This window comes from Streptomyces sp. NPDC030799 (assembly GCF_055572255.1).
On sequence record NZ_JBVIDS010000011.1, the window covers coordinates 92,979 to 113,244 of the forward strand.

The window sequence follows — 20,266 nt, forward strand, 5'->3', positions numbered from 1 at the left end:
CGATCCTATCGAAGCTTGGCAATCATGCCATTTCCCGAGCGGGCGCCGCCCGGCAGGCTGGATGACCATGAGCGATGTGAACACGATGCGAGCCATCAGCCAGGACGTCCTCGGCGGTCCCGAGGTCCTGAAGGAAGTACGAGTGGAGCGGCCGCAGCCGGGCCCGAACCAGGTGCTGGTCCGGGTGCGGGCCGCCGGGGTCAATCCCACCGACTGGAAGCACCGGGCCACCGGCGGGTTCCTGGGCGAGCCGCCGTTCGTCCTCGGCTGGGACGTCTCCGGCGAGGTCGTCGAGACCGGGATCGGCGCGGCCGCCTTCCGGCCCGGCGACGAGGTCTTCGGCATGCTGCCCTACCCCTACGGCCACGGATCGCACGCCGAGTACGTGATCGCCCCGGTCCGGGCCCTGACGCACAAGCCGGCCGCGATCGACCACACCCAGGCGGGCGCGCTGCCGCTGGTGTCACTGACCGCCTGGCAGGCGCTGACCGAGCACGCGGACGTGCGGCCCGGGCAGCGGGTGCTGATCCACGCGGCGGCCGGCGGCGTCGGGCACGTGGCCGTGCAGATCGCCAAGGCGCGCGGCGCGTATGTGATCGGCACGGCCAGCGCGGGCAAGCACGACTTCCTGCGGGAGATCGGCGTGGACGAGCCGGTCGACTACCGGTCCACCGATGTCACGGAGGCGGTGCGGGATGTCGACGTGGTCCTGGACACGCTCGGCGGGGACACCTCCGTCGAGTCGCTGAAGGTGCTGCGGCCGGGCGGTGTCGTCGTATCGATCCTGCCGGTGGGGTCCCAGGAGTTCCACGACGAGGCCGAGCGGCTCGGGGTACGGGCCGTGCGCATGCTGGTGGACGCCGACCGGGCCGGGATGGAGAAGATCGCGGAGCTGGCGGAGTCGGGGAAGCTGACGGCGACGATCGCCGGGACGTTCCCGCTGTCCGACGCGGCGAAGGCGCACGAAGTGGGCGACACCGGACGGACCACGGGGAAGCTGGTCCTTCTGGTCGACTGACGGGCCGGCCGACGGGTCTGACGGGTCGGCTGACGGTCGTCCTACGGCGGTTACCGGGCGACAAGCGCCAAACTCGAAGACATATGTCAATCGAACATGCTCAAATTCCTTCCATCGAGGGTAACTTGACGATCGGGAGACCGACGTCCGGGCACGGGTGGGAGGTGATGCCGGCGTGCGAGACGAGCCTGCACCGTTCACCCGTCACCTCCGTGTCTACGAACACCGGGCGCACACGGTCCTGGAGCTGCGCGGCGAGATCGACCTGGCCTCGGCCACGGAAATCGGCCCGCTCCTGGACCGGGTCACCGCCCGGCCCGGTGCACGGGTCGTCATCGACCTGCGGCCGGTGGAGTTCTTCGACTGCTCGGGGCTGCGGCTGCTGTACCGGGCCCGCACCCGTGTCCTGGGCGGCGGCGGACAGCTGCACCTGGTGTGCACGCACCCGCTGACCCTGCGCGTCTTCCGGGTCACCGGGCTGTCCCGCCTGCTGCCCCCGCACCCCACGCTGGACGCGGCCCTGGCCCCCTCCGGGGCCGCGTCCGGCTCGCTGTGAGCGTCCTTCCCGCCGCGCGCTCTACGACGGCTCGAACAGGGCGCTCACCGATTCACCGTTGTGAATGCGCCGTACCGCCTCGGCGAGGGCCGGGGCGATCGAGAGCACCCGCAGCTTGTCCGTGCGCTCCCCGTCCACCGGGACCGGCACGGTGTTGGTGCAGACGATCTCCAGCACGTCCGGCTGCTCGCTCAGCCGCTTCAGCGCACCGGCCGCGAACAGCCCGTGCGTGCAGGCCACCCGGACCGACCGCACGCCCGACTCGCGCAGTCTGCCGAGGAGTTCCAGCACGGTGCTGCCCTTGGCGATCTCGTCGTCCAGCACGATGACGTCCCGCCCGGCGACATCGCCGATGACGGAGCTGACGCTCACCCGGTCGTCCGCGAACCGCTGTTTGGCGCCGGCCGCCACCTGGGCCCCGATGAGCCGGGCGAAGGCGGCGGCCTCCTTGGCGTTGCCGAGGTCCGGCGAGACCACCGTGGTGCGCGTGAGGTCGTACCGGCGGAAATGCGCGGCGAGTTCACGCAGCGCGTTCAGGTGGTCGACCGGCACCGAGAAGAAGCCGTGCACCTGCGGGGAGTGCAGGGTCATGGCGAGCACCCGGCCCGCGCCCGCCGCCACGAGCAGATCTGCGACCAGCCGGCCGCCGATGGAGATGCGCGGGGCGTCCTTCTTGTCGGAGCGGGCGTAGGAGTAGTGCGGCATGACGACGGTGATCCGGGCCGCGGAGGCGCCCCGGGCGGCGTCGCACATCAGCAGCAGCTCCACCAGGTGCTCCTGCACGGGACGGACGAGCGGCTGGACCAGGAACACGTCCCGTTCCCGGCAGTTGGCCTGAAGCTGCACGCCCAGACAGTCGTTGGCGAACCGGCTGACCCGGGCCGGACTGAGCGGTACCCCGAGATGGGCGCAGACCTCGCGGGCCAGGTCGGGATGGGCGCTGCCGCTGAAGACGGCGATGTCTCGCACGATCCGCTCCTCGCAGAATCGTCACGGGCTGGGCCGTCATGCTACTGGCGGCACCCTGTCCCGGCGCGTACGTCAGGCGTGCGATCGCATCAACGCATCCGTCTGGCCCAGCCGTTGGCGGGGCATCCGGACAGCAGGAAGGAGGACCGTCGCGATGACGACTTCCCTCAGGCGCCTGCCCGGCTGGGCCAAGGCCGTCGCCGCGCTCGTCCTGGTGCTCGCCGTGCTGTTCGCCGGAATCCGGCTGGCCGTACTGCCCGGCATCAAGGACCTGTTCGGCACCGAGACGCACGACCGTTCCGGACCCGCCCTGCTCAAGTCGATCCAGGACATGAGCCGTTATGACGCCGCCTCGGGCAACTTCCAGGTGGTCGTCGACCTGGAGAAGGACGCGAAGTTCCTGCCCGACGCGATCCGCGGCACGCGCACCCTGTACGTCGGTGCGGGCACCGTGGACGCGTACGTCGACCTCGGCCGGGTCGGCGAGAAGGACGTGTCGGTCAACGGCGACCGTACGTCCGCCACGCTCCGGCTGCCGCACGCGCGGCTCGGCAGGCCGGCCCTCGACCCCGACCGCTCCTACGCCGTGTCCAAGCAGCGCGGGCTGTTGGACCGGCTCGGCGATCTGTTCTCGGACAATCCCAACAGCGAGCAGGCCGTGCAGAAGCTCGCCGTCCGGCACATCGGCGACGCGGCCAGGAGCAGCGGACTGACCGCCCGCGCCGAGACCAACACCACCGGCATGCTCCAGGGGCTGCTGCGCTCGCTCGGCTTCACCGAGGTGCACATCTCCTACGGTCCCCCGGCGCACTGATCAGCCGCCCAGCACGCCCGGCAGGGCCAGCGCCCCCAGCAGCGTGGCGCCCAGCAGCAGCCAGGCCACGTAGTCGCCGACGTGGCCGGACTGCAGGCGCCGGAGGGGCCGGGCCCAGTCGGGGGCCGCGGTCCACCGCGGGCGGGTCACGGCGAGGCCGGCGAGGGCCACGGCCAGCGCGGTGGAGGCGAGGCCGAGCAGGACGCCGGAAAGCGTCCAGTGGACGGAGGCGTGGGCGCCGCCCGAGCCCGCCTCGTTGACGGAGCGGGCGACCAGGTCGCCGAAGCCGGGGCCCACCCCGACGGCGAGGGCGGCGGCGAGCAGCACGGCGGGCACCGTCGTCATGGTGTCCGGGATCCGGCTCAGCAGGCCCGTCGTCTCGGGTTGCTCACCGGATCCGCTGGTCTCCAGGTCGGAGTCGGCGTTCTCGGGGCGGGGCCCGAGGCCGAGGAACACGCGGGCGGTGACCCGCAGGACGGCGCCGGCGGTGATCGCGGAGGCGGCCACATACACGACGGTGAGCGGGCCGCCGACCGCCTCCTCGGTGACCGCCTTGCCGAGCGCCGTACCGAACGGGGGCAGTCCGGCGAGGCCGAGGGCGCCCACGGCGAACAGCACCGCGGTCGTCCGCAGCTCGCCGGCCCGGCCGTGCAGGGCGTGTTCGTCGACGCTGCCGTACCGGTCGAGCAGCACCCCGGCGCAGGCGAACAGCGCGGCCTTCACCCCGGCGTGGCCGAGCATGTACAGGGCGACCCCGTCGTCGCCCTCCGGGGTGAGGACACCGAGCCCGACGAGGAACAGCCCGGTGTGGGCGACGGTGGAGTAGGCCAGGAGCCGTTTGATGTGCCGCTGGTACCAGCACATGACGGCACCGGTCACGGCCGTGAGAGTGCCCAGCGTCACCAGGGCCCGGGTCAGGTCGGCGGCGGGGATGCCGCCCGGTCCGGCGAAGACGGTGCCGTACACGCGCCAGACGCCGTAGGCGCCGAGTTCGACCATCACGCCGGACAGCAGCATGCACACCGGTGTGGGGGCGACGGCATGCGCGTCCGGGAGCCAGAAGTGCAAGGGTACGGCGGCCGCCTTCACCAGCAGTCCGGTCAGGACCAGCACGAAGGACGCGAGGACCAGCGCGTCCGGTCCGCCGTGCCCGGCCGCCGTGTCCAGGCCGCGGCCGATCTTCGCCATGGCCAGTTCGCCGGTGCGCGCGTACAGCAGACCGATGCCCATGAGCATGCTGTAGGCACCGAGGGAGTTGACGACACCGAAGGTCAGCGCGCCCTGTACGGCCTTCGCGTCGTCGATGCGGTAGCCGGTGAGCGCGTACGCGGTGACGCTCATCAGCTCGAAGAACACGAACGCGTTGAACAGGTCGCCGGCGATGGCGAATCCGCACATCGCACCCTGGAAGACGAGCATCAGCGCGGTGAAGGCGCCGCGGTGACCGCGCGGGGGCTCGTCGAAGTAGCGCCAGGAGTAGGCGAGGGCCGCCAGCGTCAGCAGGGAGACCAGCGCGGCCATGCCGAGCGCGGGGCCGTCGCCGACCACGACGATGCCGACGCTCTCACCGGCGACGGGCAGCCAGCCGCCGACCCACTCGACCATCGGCGGCGAGGAGTTCAGCAGCAGGAGCAGTGCGAGGGCGCCCGTGCCACCGGAGACCACGAAGCCGGTGATCTCGGCGGCGACCCTCGGCAGATGGCGCCCGGTGGCCACCAGCAGGGCGGCGCCGAGCAGGGGGACCGCGACGAGCAGCGGGAGCAGGTGGTGCATCAGCCGCGCAACTCCCGCAGTTCGTCGGGGTCGACCGTGCCGTGCCGTTTGGCGATCTGCAGGACGAGGGCGAGCAGCAACGCGGTGACGGTGGCGCCGACGACGATGTCGGTGAGGGTGAGCGCCTGCACGACCGGGTCGACCACCGGCCGGGAGCCGGGCTGGAGGTCGGAGAAGACGGGTGCGGTGGCGCCGTCCTGGTAGCCGACCGCCAGCAGCAGCACATAGGTCGAGGACTGGCACACCGCGAGACAGCCGACGGCGTGGATGAGGTTCCGGCTGGTGGCGAGGCCGTAGCAGCCGGTCAGGAAGACGTAGGCGGAGACCAGGTAGGGCAGGACATGCATCACGGTGTACTCAACTCCCGTGTTCCTCCTCGATCTCGACGGCCTGGTCGAGGAAGTTCGCGAGCAGGACGACGACCGCGCTCGCCACCTCCATGCCGATGGCCGCGTTCAGCAGGGGGACGGTGCCGCCGGAGGACAGGGTGTTGAAGGTGCCGTACGGCAGGAGGGTGTTGGCGAGGAACGCGGTGCCGGCCAGGACTCCGGCGGCGCCCAGCACCAGGTACGAGGAGACCGCGAGGGCGTCGGAGGTCTCGTAGACGGCGAGCGGGCGGACGCGTTCCAGCGCGCGGTAGTCGGCGCCCAGGTAGAGCAGGTGCAGGGCGGTCGCGGCGACGACCCCGCCCTGGAAGCCGCCGCCCGGGCTGAGCTGGCCGTGGGCGATGACGTAGAGGCCGGTGACCAGGGCGACGGGCAGCACGAGCAGGGCGTAGCGGCGGACCGGCCGGGCCACCTCGGCGGGCCGGGGCCGGGCGCGGTGTTCGTCGCGGGCCTGACGCAGCAGCACCACGCAGCCGAGGACGGCGGCGAACAGGATGCTCATCTCGCCGAGGGTGTCGTAGGCGCGCTGGTCGAAGTTGACCGAGGCGATGGTGTTGGCGGTGTGCCGGGTGAGGGAGGCGTGCACGGCACGGGTGCCGTAGGGGTGGCTCCGGCCGCCGAAGCCGGGCAGATCGAGGCAGGCGGCGACGAGCAGGGCGGCGAGGCCGGCGCCGCCGACGGCCAGCAGGGCGAGTCGCAGCCGGTTCACCGCGCGTCCTCCTTCTCGCGGCCTCGGCGTCTGACCTTGCGTACGCTCAGCATGATCAGCAGCGGGGTGAGCGCGGAGCCCACGGCCAGCTGGGACAGGCCGACGTCCGGGGCCTGGAGCACGGTGAACAGCACGGCCAGCACGGACCCGAGCACGGACAGCACCAGCGCCTGGCGGGCGGGGTCGCGCTGGACCACCGCCGCGGTGGCGGCCGCGGCCATCAGCAGCAGGGCGACGACGATCACGGCGTCGTCCATACGACACCCCCGTTCGCCCCCACCGACGCCCCATCGGCCTCCGCGCACCCCGGCGGCAGCCCCGCCGTCGCATCAGCCGCCACGGACCCCGGCCGAACCGCCGGCACACCCGCGACGAACCCTGCCTTCGACCGGCCCGTCGGCACCACGGCCGCCGGCCACCCCTGCGACCTGCCCCCGCACATGCCCGGCACCACGCACTCCCCCGGCCCACCCGCAGGCACCTGGGCCACCGCACTCTCCAGCAGCCGACCCGCGCGCACACCAACCACCGCACACCCCGACAGTCCACCCGCGCACACCCCAGCCGCCCCCTCCGCCCGCGGCCGGGCCCCGGGCGTCCGGGACGCTGTGCCGGCCCGGACGTCGTGCGAGTGCAGGTCAGCCACCGCGTACCCCCCGGAATCCGCCCGACAGTGCACGAGAGGCGATGACGTTGCCAAAGATCAGGAGGGCGCCGATGACCAGGACCTTCACCATCGCCCGACCTGGGCCGGTGGCGACGCACACGGCGGTCACGACCGCCGCGCCCGCTCCGGCGGCGGTCCAGGTCAGCGCCCAGGCGCTCGGCCGGCCACCTTCCAGGTCGTCGGAGAGGAGCCGGGCGAAGACGAGCGTGCCGACCGGGCCGAGCAGGGCCAGCAGCAGGGCGAGGTCGACGTAGGACGGGCGGCCGTAGCCCTGGGAGAGCAGCAGCAGGGCCGGGCACAGGGCCGAGGTGGTCATGTTCTGGGCGACGACCCGGCGGGCCGGCGGGCCGGTGGTGACGCCCCACAGGGCGGCCGCGCCTCCCCCGCCCAGTTCGACGGTCGCCGCGAGGATCCAGCCGTTCACCGCCAGGTCACCGCCCGCCGGCCGGCCCGTGCCAGCAGCGCCCCGACGGCCGCGGCGCTCCCTCCGACGATCCGTTCCAGGGTGTCGACCGACGTGATGAACACCAGCCACAGCAACGCCAGCGCCCCCCACCAGGCCAGGAGTTCACCGATGGCGAGGAGGGCCGTGCGCGGGGACGTACGCCGGGTCATCGACCACCTCCTCGGTCTGCTCCGTTCACATGCGCGCCGTTATGTCCGAGCTGCCGCTCGGGGCATCCAAGCACCGCCGGGCCCGCGGCGGGGCGGCGGCACGCGGGTCCGCAGCCGGAGTGCCCCGGGAGCGTGAACGGAAACGCCCCTGGGCGCACGGAGCGGTCCGCGCGGTGGCATCCCGGACCGGTTGCCGGGTAACCGGCTTACGGAAAAGGGAAGTTGGAGACCGGAGGACCATATGGCCCGCACCGCCCCGCGCCTGCCCGCCGTGCTGCGCCTGCCGGGGAAGCGGCGGCAGGCCGAGCAGCCCCGCCCGCGGCGACCGAAGGACCGTACGGGTCGCGTCGCCTCGCGTCTGGCTGCTGTGCTGCGCCGACCCGCGGCCGGCAGGGTCCGCCCGCAGGCCGAGCGACCTGCGCTTGCCCTGCCCCTGCGACTGCTGGCGATGCTGGCCGCCTTCGTGTGCATGGTGGCGTTCGCCGCCGCCCTGGCCCGGATCACCCTGGAGCCGTCGCCCGCGTCGGTGCATCTGACGCACAGCAATCTGCACCCGGGCCGCTCTCTGCGGGCCTACGCGGAGCAGGCGCGGACGGTGGACGCGGTACGGCAGATCGGCGGGAACGTGCTCCTCGGCCTGCCGTTCGGGGTGCTGGTGCCGGTCCTCGCGCCGCGGGCCCGAAGGCTGCTTCGGGTGCTGGCACTCACGGCGCTCGTGATGCTGATGGTGGAACTGGCGCAGGGCGCGCTGGTCACCGGGCGGGCCTTCGACATCGACGACGTGCTGCTCAACACCGCCGGGGCGCTGCTCGGCTGGCTGCTGCTGGGGCGGCGGCTCGGGCGTGCGGTGCACCGGCGTGTGCGCACACGCCACTCGGTGGACTGACGAGAAATCAGGAACAGGTCCGGACCAGAGTATTGACGCCCTGTTATCTCACTCCTTAAATCAAGAGGCATTCTCATAGGTCACCGCAGCCCCCACGCCGAACGGAGAGTCATGGCCTCCCCACGCCTGCTCCGCAGATGCCTCCTCGCCGCTCTGTCCGCCGCGCTGGTCGGTTCCGCAGCCGTCGGCCCCGCGCGGGCCCAGGCCGCCGCACCGGCGGCGGCGACCGTCACCACCTTCTCCGACACCTTCGACGGACCCGCGGGATCCGCGGTCGACTCCTCGAAGTGGACGCTGGAGACCGGCGACAACGTCAACAACCACGAGCGGGAGTACTACACCTCGGGCACGCACAACGCGGCCCTGGACGGCCAGGGCCACCTGGTGATCACCGCCCGCAAGGAGAACCCGGCCGGCTACCAGTGCTGGTACGGCAGCTGCCAGTACACCTCGGCCCGGCTGAACACGGCCGGGAAGTTCGAGGCCCGGTACGGGCACGTCGAGGCGCGGATGAAGATCCCGCGAGGGCAGGGCATGTGGCCGGCGTTCTGGATGCTCGGCACGCCCGTGAACTGGCCGGACTCCGGCGAGATCGACGTGATGGAGAACGTCGGCTTCGAGCCCTCCACCGTGCACGGCACCATCCACGGCCCCGGCTACTCCGGATCCGGCGGCATCGGCGCGGCCTACACACTGCCGGGAGGGCAGGCCTTCGCGGACGCCTTCCACACCTTCGCCGTGGACTGGGCGCCCGGGTCGATCACCTGGTCCGTGGACGGGAACGTCTACGAACGGCGCACGCCCGCCGACCTCGGCGGAAAGACGTGGGTGTTCGACAACAAGCCGTTCTTCCTGATCCTGAACCTGGCGGTCGGCGGCTACTGGCCGGGCGACCCGGACGGTAGCACCGCGTTCCCGCAGCAGCTGGTGGTCGACTCGGTGTCGGTGACGACCAGCGACAGCGCGGCCGGGGCGCCGATACGCGGCCTGGCCGGCAAGTGCGTGGACGTGGCCGGCGCGAACTCCGCGAACGGCACCCCGGTGCAGCTCTACGACTGCAACGGTACGGCCGCGCAGATGTGGACGGTAGGCGCGGACGGCACGATCCGGGCGCTCGGCAAGTGCCTGGACGCCACCGGCAACGGCACGGCGGACGGCACGCCCGTCCAGCTGTGGGACTGCACCGGCGGCCCGAACCAGAAGTGGACCGTCACCGGCGCGCAGGACATCGTCAACCCGCAGGCCGGCAAGTGCCTCGACGTGACCGGGAACAACGCGGCCAACGGGACACGCCTGCAGATCTGGCCGTGCACGGGCGGCGCCAACCAGAAGTGGGCGGTCGGCTGAGCCGTCGGCTCAGCGCGGCGTCCAGGTGTACTTGTCACCGCCCACGAAGCGGACCACGTCCGGGTCGTCCAGGTCGTGGATGGTGATGCCGTAGGACGCGGCCGCCTCCAGCACGTCGGTGACGGTCCTGGCCTCACCGACCACCTGACCGTCGATCTCCATGATCCGGAACGGCGGCTCGCCCGGCCTGCCCGGGCACACGCCGTGGACCAGAACCCGCGGATGGGAGATGTGGGGAGCTGCTTGTTCGGTCATGCAATCGAGGGTAGAACGCAACCCGCGCGGACGGGTCATCCACCGGAGCCGTCCAGAAGATCGAGAACCGCGGCCTCGACCGCACCCTGGGTGGCCGGACACCCGAAGTCCCCGTGTTCCCCCAGCCGGGTGAGCACGGGGGCGATGGTCACGCCCTGTTCGAACAGCTCGAAGACCGCGGGGTCGATGTAGGAGGACCGGCACACCGCGGGGGTGTTGCCCAGGTAGTGGCTGACCTCGCGGACCGCCCGGGTGACCTGCCGCCGCCGGGCGGTGTCGCTCGCCCGGGCGTTCTCGGCGGTCACGGCGACCGCCACGGCGGCGAGCACGGTGGCGTGCCAGGTGCGGAAGTCCTTCGCCGTGACATCGGTGCCGGACAGCCGGCGCAGCGCCTCGTTGAGGTCGTCGCCGTGCAGATCGTGCCAGCCGCCCCGCACGAAGAAGACGAGGAAGCGCTCGCCGCCGCGCGGGCGCCGCAGCAGGGCGCGGGTGACCACCTGGACCTGCTCGTCGACCAGGGCACGGACCAGCTCGGTGCCGCCCTTGGCCGGGTAGCTGAACATGATCTCGTCGCGGCCGCAGGTGACGTGCTCGCGGAGCATCGTCGTCAGGCCGTAGGTGCCGCTGTTGCGGGTGTGCCGGTCGCTGCCGATGCGGAAGAACCCGAGGTCGAGCAGGCGGACCGCGCAGGCGGTGACCCGGGGCCGGCTCAGCCCGCGCCCCGCCAGGTCGACGGCCACCCGGGCGCGCAGCTCCGGCATGGCTCGCGCGATCTGCCGGACGTGCGCGTGCTTGGCCTTCTCCTGCTCGGCCCGGAACTGTTCGTGGTACAGGTACTGGCGCCGCCCGGCGTCGTCCGTGCCGACGGCCTGGAGGTGGCCGTTGGGCCAGGGGCAGATCCACACGTCGTGCCAGGCGGGCGGGATGGTGAGGGCGCGGACGCGGGCGAGCTGCCCGGGGTCGGTGAGCGGCTTCCCGCCGATGTCGACGTAACGGAAGCCCTTGCCGCAGCGGACGCGTTCGTAGCCGGGGCCGTCGCAGGAACTGGTCCGCAGGCGCATCGGCTCAGGGACGCCGCCAGTCGTCGCCGGTGAGGTGCGAGCCGGCCTGCGGGCCCATGCGGAGCATGCCGCCGTCGACGCTCCAGGAGGCGCCGGTGACGTACGAGGCGTCCGGGCTCGCCAGGAAGGCGATCACGGCGGCGACCTCGCGGGCGTCGCCGGGCCGCCCGAGCGGCACGCCGGGCCGGCGCTCGGTGTGCACGTCGATGTCCTCCTGGCCGGTCATCGGCGTGGCGATCTCGCCGGGCGCGACCGCGTTCACGGTGATGCCGTACTCGGCGAGCTCCAGCGCCATCACCTGCGTGAGCAGGCCCAGTCCGCCCTTGGCCGCGCAGTACGGGGCCGCGCCGACGCGGGGCTGGTGCTCGTGGACGGAGGTGACGTTGACGATCCGGCCGCCGTCGCCCTGCCGGATCATCCGCCGGGCCGCGCGCTGCCCGCACAGGAACGGGCCGATGAGGTCGACGTCCAGGACGCGCCGTACGTCAGCGAGGGTCAGGTCCAGGTAGGGGGTCATGGTGCCCGTGCCGGCGTTGTTGACCAGCACGTCGATACGGCCGAGTGCGTCGCACAGCTCGTCCACGGTGTCGGCGGCCTCGGGCAGCCGGGTGAGGTCCAGCCGGGCCACGGCGGCGCGGCGGCCGGTGCCGCGCACTTCCTCCGCCGTCCTTTCGGCGCCCTTCTCGTCGGTGTGCCAGGTGATACCGATGTCCAGGCCGGCCTCGGCGAGGCGGACGGCGGTGGCTCGGCCGATTCCGGAGTCCGCGCCGGTCACGATCGCTGCGCTTGGCATGGCCGACCTCCTCAGCTGCGGTTGGGCACTGCAGTACCCGGGGGTGGGGTGGGCAAACGGGTTCGGTTGCCTGGTGCGGGCCGTCGCGGTCTGCGGGTCCGCCGTGACGGTCGCGCAGTTCCCCGCGCCGCTGACCGGCATCCGTCGCACCCTGGGGTGCATGGAACCCGTGGCCGCACTCGACCGGATCGCGTTTCTGCTGGAGCGGGCGTTGGCTCCCAGCTACCGGGTCAAGGCCTTCCGCACCGCCTCCCGGGCACTGGCCGCCCTGCCCGCGGACGAGGTGGCCGAACGGGCCGCGGCCGGGACGCTGGAGGCGCTCAGGGGCGTCGGGCCGAAGACCGCACAAGTGGTCCGGGAGGCGCTGGCCGGGGAGGTGCCCGGGTATCTGCGCAAGCTGGAGGAGGAGGCCGGTACGGCGTCCCGGTCCGGTGCGGGGGCGCAGTTGCGGGCGTTGGTCCGCGGGGACTGCCACACGCATTCGGACTGGTCCGACGGGGGAAGTCCGATCGAGGAGATGGGGCGGACGGCGGCCGCGCTCGGGCATGAGTGGACCGCCCTCACGGACCACTCCCCCCGGCTGACCGTGGCCCGCGGCCTGTCGCCGGAGCGGTTGCGCGAGCAGCTGGAGGTGGTGGCGGAGCTGAACGCGCGGTGGGCGCCGTTCCGGCTGCTGACGGGCATCGAGTGCGACATCCTGGAGGACGGCTCGCTGGACCAGGAACCGGAGCTGCTGGAGCGGCTGGACGTGGTCGTGGTGTCCGTGCACTCCAAGCTGCGGATGGACGCCCGGTCGATGACCCGCCGGATGGTGGCCGCCGTGCGGCATCCGCACGCCGATGTGCTCGGGCACTGCACCGGGCGGCTGGTGACGGGCCGGGGGCGCCCCGAGTCGGAGTTCGACGCGGACGCGGTGTTCGCCGCCTGCGCCGAGTCCGGTACGGCCGTGGAGATCAACAGCCGTCCCGAGCGGCTGGACCCGCCCCGCCGGCTGCTGCGCAGGGCCGTGGCCGCGGGGGTGCTGTTCGCCGTGGACACCGACGCTCACGCGCCCGGCCAGCTGGACTGGCAGATCCTCGGCTGTGCCCGGGCCGAGGAGTGCGCGGTGCCCGCCGAGCGGGTGGTGACCACCTGGTCCGCCGACGAGCTGCTGGACTGGACGCGGGAGAGGCGGGTACCGGCGCGGGTGACGGGTTCCTGACCCGGGTCCGCGTGGTACCCGGTCGCGAGCGGCAGCGGGGAAGGAGCCGGGACGGAGCGAGGGAAGGAGCCGGCATGGAGCGAGCCGCCGTCTTCGATGTCGACGGGACCCTCGTCGACACCAATCACCTGCACGTCGTCACCTGGTGGGAGGCCTTCCGCCAGGCCGGGCACGACGTGCCCATGCACGCGGTGCACCGGGCCGTCGGCCTCAGCTCCACGGATCTGATCGCGCACCTGCTCGGTGACGGCCGCGACACCGGCCGGGACGGCGAGCTGAGCGCCGCGCACAAGGCCCTGTACGGCCAGTACTTCGACCGGCTGCCCGCGCTGCCGAGGGCCGGGGAGCTGCTGCGGCGGCTGCACCGCGACGGCTGGACGGTCGTCCTCGCCACCTCGGCCGGCGGTGCCGAGTTGGGGGCCCTGCGCCGGGCCCTCGACGCCGACGACGCGATCGCGGACACGGCGAGCGCGGAGGACGTGCGGGAGGGCAAGCCCGCGCCGGAGCCCGTGGAACACGCGCTGGAACTGGCCGGGGTGCCGGCCGGGCGGGCGGTGTTCGTCGGGGACACCGTGTGGGACATGCAGGCGGGCAGCAAGGCCGGGGTCCGGTGCGTGGGCATGCTGTGCGGCGGGATTCCCCGGGCCGACCTGGAGAAGGCGGGGGCGGAGGCGATCTATGCCGATCCCGCCGATCTGCTCGAAGGGCTCGACGGGAGTCCGCTGGCCCGAGCATCATAGGAAGTGGTGCAGGTCACATCACTCACCGGAACAGGTGGTCGCTCGTTGCACCGGCCACCTCTGGAGCTTTCACCGAGGGGCGACCGCCCTCCGTGCTCGCCCCCTGAGCGCCCCGGCCGTGATTCCCCCGTCGCGGCCGGGGCCCTCCCTATGGGGGCGAGGCGTCAGGGCGTCCAGGCGTCGGCCTTCGCCCCGGCCAGCGCGCCGTCCCGGGCGGCTCCGGCGTCGATGAACGCGCGCAGATCCGCCGTGAGCCGTTCCGCATGCGTGACGAACAGGCCGTGGCCACCGCGCTCGTAGACCTTCAGGGTGCTGTCCGGGACGAGCCGGGCCACACGCTCCCCGGTACGGGCCAGGGGCGCGGAGGTGTCGTCGGTGCCGTGCACGACGAGCACCGGCACGTTCACCGCGGGCAGTTCGGCCGCCATGTCCAGCGCGGCGACCACGCCCCGGATGCCCGTCGCGGCGCGCGGACCGGTGGCCGTGCAGAGGCCGATCAGATAGCGGACGTACTCCGGGGACGGCTCGTTGCCGGGCAGGTGGGCGGCGAAGAAGGCGTCGACCCCGGAGACGAACCAGGCGGCCCGGTCGCGCCGGAACACCTCGTCGTCGGCGCGCACCACCTCAGGGTCCACGCCGTCCGGGGTGCCCGGCGAACGAACCAGGCCCGGGCTGACACCGGCGACCAGGGCGAGGCGGGCCACGCGGGCGGTGCCGTGCCGGGTCAGGCAGCGCAGCACCTCACCGGTTCCGATGGAGTGCCCGATCAGCGTGGCCTCGCGCAGGTCGAGATGGTCGAGCAGACCGTGCAGATCGTCGGCGAGGGTGTCCAGGTCGAAGCCCGACCAGGGGCTCTCGGAGCGGCCATGGCCCCGCCGGTCCAGGGCGACGCAGCGGTAGCCGGCCTCCGCGAGCGGCAGGATCTGGTACTCCCACATCTCGTGGCCGACGTAGGCGCTGGCCGCGAAGACGGCGACGGGGCCATCGGCGGGGCCGTGGTCGACGTAGTGCAGACGGGTGCCGTCGACGGGGCTGTCGTAGTACGGCATGGGGTGCCTCCTCGGCGGTGGGACCTGGTGCGACGCCTCTCGGTCGCGCTCACGTCCTCGATGCTCCCCGGATCCCGCACACCGGTCGATTACCTCCCACGTCATGCCCGGGGTGTGCGCGCACCCGGCCCCGGGTACCCGGCCGTCCGCCGGAGTGTGGGCCGAGAGGAGCCGATGGTGAGCAGCGCAGCGGGCAGCAGGGTCGTCGTGACGGGCGCCACCGGCAACGTCGGCACGAGCGTGGTGCGACTGCTCTCGGAGGACCCGGCGGTCAGGTCGGTGCGCGGACTGGCCCGGCGTACGCCCGAGTGGTCGCCGCCGAAGACCGAGTGGTCCGCGGTCGACATCGCCTCCGACCAGGCGAACCTCGCGGAACGGTTCGAGGGCGCCGACGCGGTGGTGCATCTGGCGTGGGCGTTCCAGCCGACGCACGATCCGGCGGCGACCTGGCGGACCAATGTGCTGGGCGGTATCCGGGTGTTCGAGGCCGTCGCCGCGGCGCGGGTGCCGGTGCTGGTGCACGCGTCCTCCGTGGGCGCGTACTCACCGGGGCCCAAGGACCGCGCGGTGGACGAGTCCTGGCCGACGCACGGCTGGCCCGACGCCGCGTACTGCCGTGAGAAGGCCTATCTGGAGCGCACGCTGGACGTGTTCGAGCGGGACCATCCCGAGGTCCGGGTGGTGCGGATGCGCCCGGCGTTCCTGTTCAAGTGGCAGTCCGCCAGCGAACAGCGCCGGATCTTCGGCGGACGCTTCCTGCCGGGTCCGCTGGCCCGGCCGGAGCTGATGCCGTTCCTGCCGGACATCCCCGGCCTCAGGGTGCAGGCGCTGCACACGGACGACGCCGCGGAGGCCTACCGGCTCGCCGTGACCACGCACAGCGCTCGGGGTGCCTTCAACCTCGCGGCGGATCCGCCGCTCGACGCCGGTGTGCTCGGCGAGCTGCTGGGCAGCCGCCCGGTACGGCTGCCGCGCGCGGCGGCCCGGTCGGCAATCGCCGCGGCCTGGGGGCTGCACCTGCTGCCGGCCTCACCGCACCTGTTCGACGCGGTGCTCCGGCTGCCGCTGATGGACTGCGGTCGGGCGCACACCGAGCTGGGCTGGCAGCCGCGGCGCACGGCGACGGAGGTGCTCCAGGAGTTCCTCGACGGCCTGCAGAAGGGCGCGGGGATGGAGACCGAGCCGATGCGCGGGCGCAAAGTCGGCTGACGCGCCCTGTGTCCACGCCCGAGGGGAGAACGCCATGGCAGCACAACGGGAACCCGAGCCGGGCCAGGACCGGGGCCCGGTCCCGAGGGACATGCCCGACCAGCAGGCGGGCGCCGGCGAGGACCCGTGGGAGGTCACGCCGGACCGGCCGGGTGAGGACGACGCCACCCCGGCCGACGTCCCCGACACGGACGAGGCCGGCTCGGGCCCCCGCGGCGCACCGCACCCGGGCACGGCACAACCCGAACACCCGTCACCGGACGAACCGTCGGCTTGACCGCCGGGGAACGGTGCGGGTCACGCCTTCCTCATTCCGGGCTGGTCCCCGGCTTCTGCAATGCTGCGAACAGCGCGTCGACGGCGGGCCGGAAGGCGTGTTCCGGCGGGGCCGCGAAGCCGATGAGCAGACCTGCCGGCCGCCCGTGAGGATCGATGTGGAGTTCGGACAGGCCGCGCAGGGCAAGTCCCTGCCGGGCGCAGCGGGAGAGGATCTCCTGCTCGGGCGGCCAGTCGGCGGAGAGGGTCACGAGAGTGTGCAGACCGGCGGGAACGCCGTGGGCGTCGAGTCCCGTGACACCGGACAGGCGGGCCAGGAGCACTTCCCGTCGTCGGCGGTAGCGCAGGCGGGTGGCGCGGACGTGGCGGTCGTACGCGTGCGTGGTGATCAGATCCGCGAGGATCAGCTGGGAGAGGCTCTCGGTGTACAGGTCGGCCTGCTGCTTGGCCTCGACCACCGGCTGCACCAGCTGGGGCGGTAGGGCCATCCAGGCCAGGCGCAGAGCCGGCCCCAGGGTCTTGGAGGCGGTACCGCAGTAGACGGTCCGGTCGGGAGCGATGCCCTGGAGGGCGCCGACGGGTTGGCGGTCGTAGCGGTACTCGCCGTCGTAGTCGTCCTCGATGATCAGACCTCCGGTGGCACGTGCCCAGGCACCGACGGCCTGTCGTCGGCCGGGGTGGAGGGGGACCCCGGTCGGGTACTGGTGCGAGGGCGTGAGCAGCACGGCGTCGGCCTCGTGCGTCAGCGCGTCCACGCAGGCGCCGTGGGCGTCGACGGGCACGGGCGGGGTGGCGAGTCCGGCGCGCTGGACGACCGCGCGGAAGGCGTTGTGGCTGGGATCCTCGACGGCCACCGTCCTGGCGCCGTTCCGGGCCAGCACACTGCTGAGCAGGCTCAGGCCCTGGTAGTAGCCGGAGGTGATGACGATCCGGTCGGCGCTCGTGACCACACCGCGGGTACGGCCCAGGTAGTCGGCCACCGCGGCACGCAGTTCGATCCGGCCCTGCGGGTCTTTGGCGCCGAGCACCATCGAGCGGGGGTCCGCGACCACCCGGCGTGTCGCCGCGAGCCAGGCCCGGGCGGGGAAGGCGCTGACGTCGGGAAGCCCCGGGCGCAGGTCATGGCGGGGACCCGCCGGTATCGGCGTGACCGGCTCGGAGGTCACCGCCTTGGGCGGTATGTCGGTCACGGTGGTGCCCGACCCGGGCCGGGTGGTCAGGTAGCCCTCTTCGACCAGTTGGTCGTAAGCGGCGGTCACCGTGCCACGGGACAGGCCGAGTTCGGTGGCCAGCCCCCGGGTGGAGGGCAGGAGCGTCCCCGCGGACAGGCGCCCCTGGCGGATCGCGTCGCGCAGCGCCGACTCCAGAGCCGCACGGCGGCCGGTCGAGGGGTTGAGATCGATATGCAGGTCGACGCGTGAACCGGACCAGGATTTCCGCACGGAACTGGATCTTACTCGTGGTCCGGTGTCCGCCTAGCGTCGGCCCAGGTGATCAACGGCCCGACAGCGACAGGACGTTCCGCGATGATCGTGACAGCCCATCTCAGCGACACCCACATCGACAGTGAGCCGCGCAGCATCGAGCGCACCCGCGCCGTCATGCGCTACCTGGAAGAGCTGCCGTACGACCTGGACGCGGTCCTGGTGACCGGAGACATCACCGATCACGGTCTGCCTGCCGAGTACGAACAGGCCCGGCGGCTCTTCTCCTCGCGGCACCCGGTGCTGCTCTGTCCCGGCAACCACGACCGGCGTGATGCGTTCCGCACCCACCTGTTGGGGCAGGCGAGTGCCACGACTCCGGTCAACCAGGTGCACCGCGGCGCCGACGTGGTCATCGCGATGTGCGACTCGTCGGTGCCGGGCAAGGACGAGGGTTTCCTCTCGGACGAGACCCTGGCGTGGCTCGGGGACGTCCTGGCCCGAACGTCCGACCGGACGCCCGTGCTGATCGGATTCCACCACCCGCCGGCGCAGTTGCACGTCCCGTTCGTCGACGGCATCCGCCAGTTCGGTGCCGAGCGACTCGCGGCGCTCGCCGACCGCCACCCCAATGTCGCGGCGTTCGTCTGCGGCCATGCCCACACCGCCGCGGCGACCGTCTTCGCCGGGCGCCCGCTGCTGGTGGCCCCCGGAGTCGTCTCCACGACCCGTCTTCCGTGGGAACAGCGTGCGCACCCCCAGGACCATGTCCACCTGGACCACCGTCCCGCACTCGCTTTCCATGTCCTCGACGAGACAGGACGGTTGACCACGCACTTCCGTCAGATCCCCGGGTGAGCACGCCGCAGCGGCGCGGGAGAACCGCCATCGAAATCGACAGCGGGCTGCGCCGCACGCGACGAGGAGCGAGCGCCGGGCAAGGCGGTCGACCGTGATCAGCAGCCCGTGACGGCAGTCGACCTCGTCGACGTCTCCTGATCGTCCGGCGCGGGGAGTTCGTCGACCGCCGGCAGGTGACCGCACGCGGCGCGGACACCTGGCGAGCCCGGTCCCCGGTGGCACCGGACCCGTCAGCGCGGCGTCCGCTCCCGGAGCGCCGCACGCCACGCCGGCAGCCGGGTCTCGGTGGTCGGTTCCGGGCGTCGGCCGCCGCTCGCGAAGAACTCGGCCAGCGGCAGGATCGCCGCACCGACGGTGACCGCGTCGGGGCCGAGCCGCCCGAGGCCGATGGTCACCTTCGCGGCCGGATGGCGCAGCGCGTGCGTCATCGCATGGCGCCGTACGGCGGGCAGGAAGCGGGGGCCGAGCTGCAGCCCGGCCCAGCCGCCGATGAGGATCCGTTCGGGCTGGAACAGGTTGATCAGGTCGGACAGGCCGGCGCCGAGGTACTCGGCGGTCTCCTCCAGGACGGCCAGCGCCACCGGGTCGGGCTCGGTACCCTCGGGCGGGTAGGCGACGGCGAGCATCGCGGTGAGCGCGGTCTCCTCGTCGGTTTCCTCGGGGGGCCGGCCGCCGCCTTCCCGCCAGCGGGCGAGCAGCGACTCGGCGCCCGCGTAGGCCTCCAGGCAGCCGGGCGCGCCGCAGCGGCAGCGGCGTCCGCGCACCCGTACCGTCAGATGACCCCATTCGACGGCCCGTCCGTGCTCCACCTCCGGGGTGACCACGCAGGCGCCGACGCCGGAGCCGAAGAGCACGACCACGGCGTTGCGGGCGCCGCGTCCCGCGCCGAACCACATCTCGGCCTGCCCCAGTGTCTTCGCACCGTTGTCGATGAAGTACGGGACCCGGTCCGGGAGTTGTGAGGCCGAGCGGAGCAGCCGCTCCAGCGGGGCCGCGTCCCAGCCGATGGTCTGGCCGTGGACGACGGCGCCCTGGTCCGGGGTGTGCTCGACGATGCCGGGCACGCCGACGCCGACACCGAGCAGCCGCCCGGGCACGGCCTGTTCGGCGCCGAGGACCTCGGCGATGCCGTCGCGGATGTGCCCGGCGATCACCTCGACGTCGTAGCAGCCCTGTGGGCTCAAGCCGCGCTCGGCACGGGCGAGTTCGGTCAGGGTCAGATCGAACAGCTCGACGCGGACACGGGTTTCGCCGACGTCGATGCCGATCATCTGTCCGCTGTCCGGGGCGACGCGCAGCAGGGTACGAGGCCGGCCGCCGTCGGAGTCGACGCTGCCGGCCTCCTCGACCAGACCGTCCGCGATCAGGTCGGCGACCACGTTGCTGACCGAGCCGCTGCTCAGGCCGGTGGCCGGGCCCAGCTCGAACCGGCTGAGGGGGCCGTCGAAGTACAGCTTCTGCAGCACGGCCGTACGGTTGCCCCGCCTGAGGTCGCGTACCGTGCGCCCGTTCCGCTCTGACATGCGGCTCCCTTCACGAACCACGTCCGACCTGCAACATACCCCTTCGGGCGGGCGGGATGCGTTATTCCCCAACCCTTAGTTCATGATCTGAGCTAAGCGGAGCGCTCCGCGGGCCTCGCCGTTGGACTGCGGGT

At 72.8% G+C, this 20,266-nt stretch carries 23 protein-coding genes; 10 read left to right on the forward strand and 13 right to left on the reverse strand.

What is annotated here, in order from left to right:
- Positions 1-67 precede the first annotated feature (67 nt).
- On the forward strand, positions 68-1,018 hold the full coding sequence (locus ACZ41I_RS26440; RefSeq protein ID WP_363219499.1) for an NADP-dependent oxidoreductase: 951 nt from the start codon (positions 68-70) through the stop codon (positions 1,016-1,018).
- Positions 1,019-1,193: 175 nt separating this feature from the next.
- Positions 1,194-1,574 (forward strand): anti-sigma factor antagonist, encoded by a 381-nt coding sequence (locus ACZ41I_RS26445; RefSeq protein WP_363219500.1) that lies wholly within the window; start codon positions 1,194-1,196, stop codon positions 1,572-1,574.
- Between the two features lie 21 nt (positions 1,575-1,595).
- Here ACZ41I_RS26445 and ACZ41I_RS26450 read toward each other — a convergent pair whose 3' ends face one another.
- A complete protein-coding gene (locus tag ACZ41I_RS26450; RefSeq protein WP_399775085.1) occupies positions 1,596-2,543 on the reverse strand; it encodes a ribose-phosphate diphosphokinase in 948 nt (315 codons plus the stop codon).
- A gap of 154 nt (positions 2,544-2,697) precedes the next feature.
- On the opposite strand from ACZ41I_RS26450, the gene ACZ41I_RS26455 reads away from it, so the two are divergent.
- Positions 2,698-3,357, forward strand: a complete 660-nt coding sequence (locus ACZ41I_RS26455; protein WP_468515193.1) for a DUF4230 domain-containing protein — start codon at positions 2,698-2,700, stop codon at positions 3,355-3,357.
- On the opposite strand, the gene ACZ41I_RS26460 is transcribed toward ACZ41I_RS26455, so the two are convergent.
- From ACZ41I_RS26460 to ACZ41I_RS26485, 6 genes are all read right to left on the reverse strand, one after another.
- Positions 3,358-5,130, reverse strand: coding sequence for a complex I subunit 5 family protein (locus tag ACZ41I_RS26460; RefSeq protein ID WP_399775083.1), 1,773 nt, complete (start codon positions 5,128-5,130; stop codon positions 3,358-3,360).
- On the reverse strand, positions 5,130-5,477 hold the full coding sequence (locus ACZ41I_RS26465) for a sodium:proton antiporter (protein ID WP_363221043.1): 348 nt from the start codon (positions 5,475-5,477) through the stop codon (positions 5,130-5,132). Before ACZ41I_RS26465 ends, ACZ41I_RS26460 begins: the two co-directional genes overlap by 1 nt.
- 10 nt (positions 5,478-5,487) lie before the next feature.
- A complete protein-coding gene (locus ACZ41I_RS26470) occupies positions 5,488-6,225 on the reverse strand; it encodes an MnhB domain-containing protein (protein WP_399775080.1) in 738 nt (245 codons plus the stop codon).
- Positions 6,222-6,482: a Na(+)/H(+) antiporter subunit B gene (locus tag ACZ41I_RS26475; RefSeq protein WP_468515194.1), complete on the reverse strand. Its 261-nt coding sequence runs from the start codon at positions 6,480-6,482 to the stop codon at positions 6,222-6,224. Before ACZ41I_RS26475 ends, ACZ41I_RS26470 begins: the two co-directional genes overlap by 4 nt.
- 381 nt (positions 6,483-6,863) lie before the next feature.
- Entirely contained in the window at positions 6,864-7,316 is a 453-nt protein-coding gene (locus ACZ41I_RS26480) for an MrpF/PhaF family protein (protein ID WP_468318546.1), read from the reverse strand.
- Entirely contained in the window at positions 7,313-7,507 is a 195-nt protein-coding gene (locus ACZ41I_RS26485) for a hypothetical protein (RefSeq protein WP_363219557.1), read from the reverse strand. Before ACZ41I_RS26485 ends, ACZ41I_RS26480 begins: the two co-directional genes overlap by 4 nt.
- A 241-nt stretch (positions 7,508-7,748) precedes the next feature.
- On the opposite strand from ACZ41I_RS26485, the gene ACZ41I_RS26490 reads away from it, so the two are divergent.
- Positions 7,749-8,393, forward strand: a complete 645-nt coding sequence (locus tag ACZ41I_RS26490) for a VanZ family protein (RefSeq protein WP_468515195.1) — start codon at positions 7,749-7,751, stop codon at positions 8,391-8,393.
- A 111-nt stretch (positions 8,394-8,504) separates the two neighbouring features.
- A complete protein-coding gene (locus ACZ41I_RS26495; protein ID WP_468515196.1) occupies positions 8,505-9,740 on the forward strand; it encodes a lectin in 1,236 nt (411 codons plus the stop codon).
- 9 nt (positions 9,741-9,749) lie between these two features.
- Here ACZ41I_RS26495 and ACZ41I_RS26500 read toward each other — a convergent pair whose 3' ends face one another.
- The 3 genes from ACZ41I_RS26500 to ACZ41I_RS26510 are packed head-to-tail and all read right to left on the reverse strand — an operon-like array spanning position 9,750 to position 11,849.
- A complete protein-coding gene (locus ACZ41I_RS26500) occupies positions 9,750-9,995 on the reverse strand; it encodes a hypothetical protein (RefSeq protein ID WP_363219554.1) in 246 nt (81 codons plus the stop codon).
- A 35-nt stretch (positions 9,996-10,030) separates the two neighbouring features.
- A complete protein-coding gene (locus tag ACZ41I_RS26505) occupies positions 10,031-11,056 on the reverse strand; it encodes a DNA topoisomerase IB (protein WP_468515197.1) in 1,026 nt (341 codons plus the stop codon).
- A gap of 4 nt (positions 11,057-11,060) precedes the next feature.
- A complete protein-coding gene (locus tag ACZ41I_RS26510) occupies positions 11,061-11,849 on the reverse strand; it encodes an SDR family oxidoreductase (RefSeq protein WP_468515198.1) in 789 nt (262 codons plus the stop codon).
- Positions 11,850-12,009: 160 nt separating this feature from the next.
- Between ACZ41I_RS26510 and ACZ41I_RS26515 the strand changes: the two genes are divergently transcribed.
- Positions 12,010-13,050, forward strand: coding sequence for a PHP domain-containing protein (locus ACZ41I_RS26515; protein WP_363219551.1), 1,041 nt, complete (start codon positions 12,010-12,012; stop codon positions 13,048-13,050).
- 74 nt (positions 13,051-13,124) lie between these two features.
- Positions 13,125-13,790, forward strand: coding sequence for an HAD family hydrolase (locus ACZ41I_RS26520; RefSeq protein ID WP_399775060.1), 666 nt, complete (start codon positions 13,125-13,127; stop codon positions 13,788-13,790).
- Between the two features lie 164 nt (positions 13,791-13,954).
- Here ACZ41I_RS26520 and ACZ41I_RS26525 read toward each other — a convergent pair whose 3' ends face one another.
- Positions 13,955-14,839, reverse strand: a complete 885-nt coding sequence (locus ACZ41I_RS26525) for an alpha/beta fold hydrolase (protein ID WP_468515199.1) — start codon at positions 14,837-14,839, stop codon at positions 13,955-13,957.
- A 177-nt stretch (positions 14,840-15,016) separates the two neighbouring features.
- Between ACZ41I_RS26525 and ACZ41I_RS26530 the strand changes: the two genes are divergently transcribed.
- Positions 15,017-16,048 (forward strand): SDR family oxidoreductase, encoded by a 1,032-nt coding sequence (locus ACZ41I_RS26530; protein WP_399775236.1) that lies wholly within the window; start codon positions 15,017-15,019, stop codon positions 16,046-16,048.
- Between the two features lie 34 nt (positions 16,049-16,082).
- Positions 16,083-16,325: a hypothetical protein gene (locus ACZ41I_RS26535; RefSeq protein ID WP_399775055.1), complete on the forward strand. Its 243-nt coding sequence runs from the start codon at positions 16,083-16,085 to the stop codon at positions 16,323-16,325.
- A 31-nt stretch (positions 16,326-16,356) separates the two neighbouring features.
- On the opposite strand, the gene pdxR is transcribed toward ACZ41I_RS26535, so the two are convergent.
- Positions 16,357-17,766 carry a MocR-like pyridoxine biosynthesis transcription factor PdxR gene (pdxR, locus tag ACZ41I_RS26540; protein WP_468515200.1) on the reverse strand — a complete coding sequence of 470 codons (1,410 nt, stop codon included), beginning with the start codon at positions 17,764-17,766 and terminating at the stop codon, positions 16,357-16,359.
- 84 nt (positions 17,767-17,850) lie between these two features.
- Here pdxR and ACZ41I_RS26545 point away from each other — a divergent pair, with 84 nt between their 5' ends.
- On the forward strand, positions 17,851-18,606 hold the full coding sequence (locus ACZ41I_RS26545; protein WP_468515201.1) for a metallophosphoesterase: 756 nt from the start codon (positions 17,851-17,853) through the stop codon (positions 18,604-18,606).
- 233 nt (positions 18,607-18,839) lie between these two features.
- Here the strand turns inward: ACZ41I_RS26545 and ACZ41I_RS26550 are convergent, their stop codons facing one another.
- Positions 18,840-20,132: an ROK family transcriptional regulator gene (locus ACZ41I_RS26550; RefSeq protein WP_468515202.1), complete on the reverse strand. Its 1,293-nt coding sequence runs from the start codon at positions 20,130-20,132 to the stop codon at positions 18,840-18,842.
- Positions 20,133-20,266: the final 134 nt, after the last annotated feature.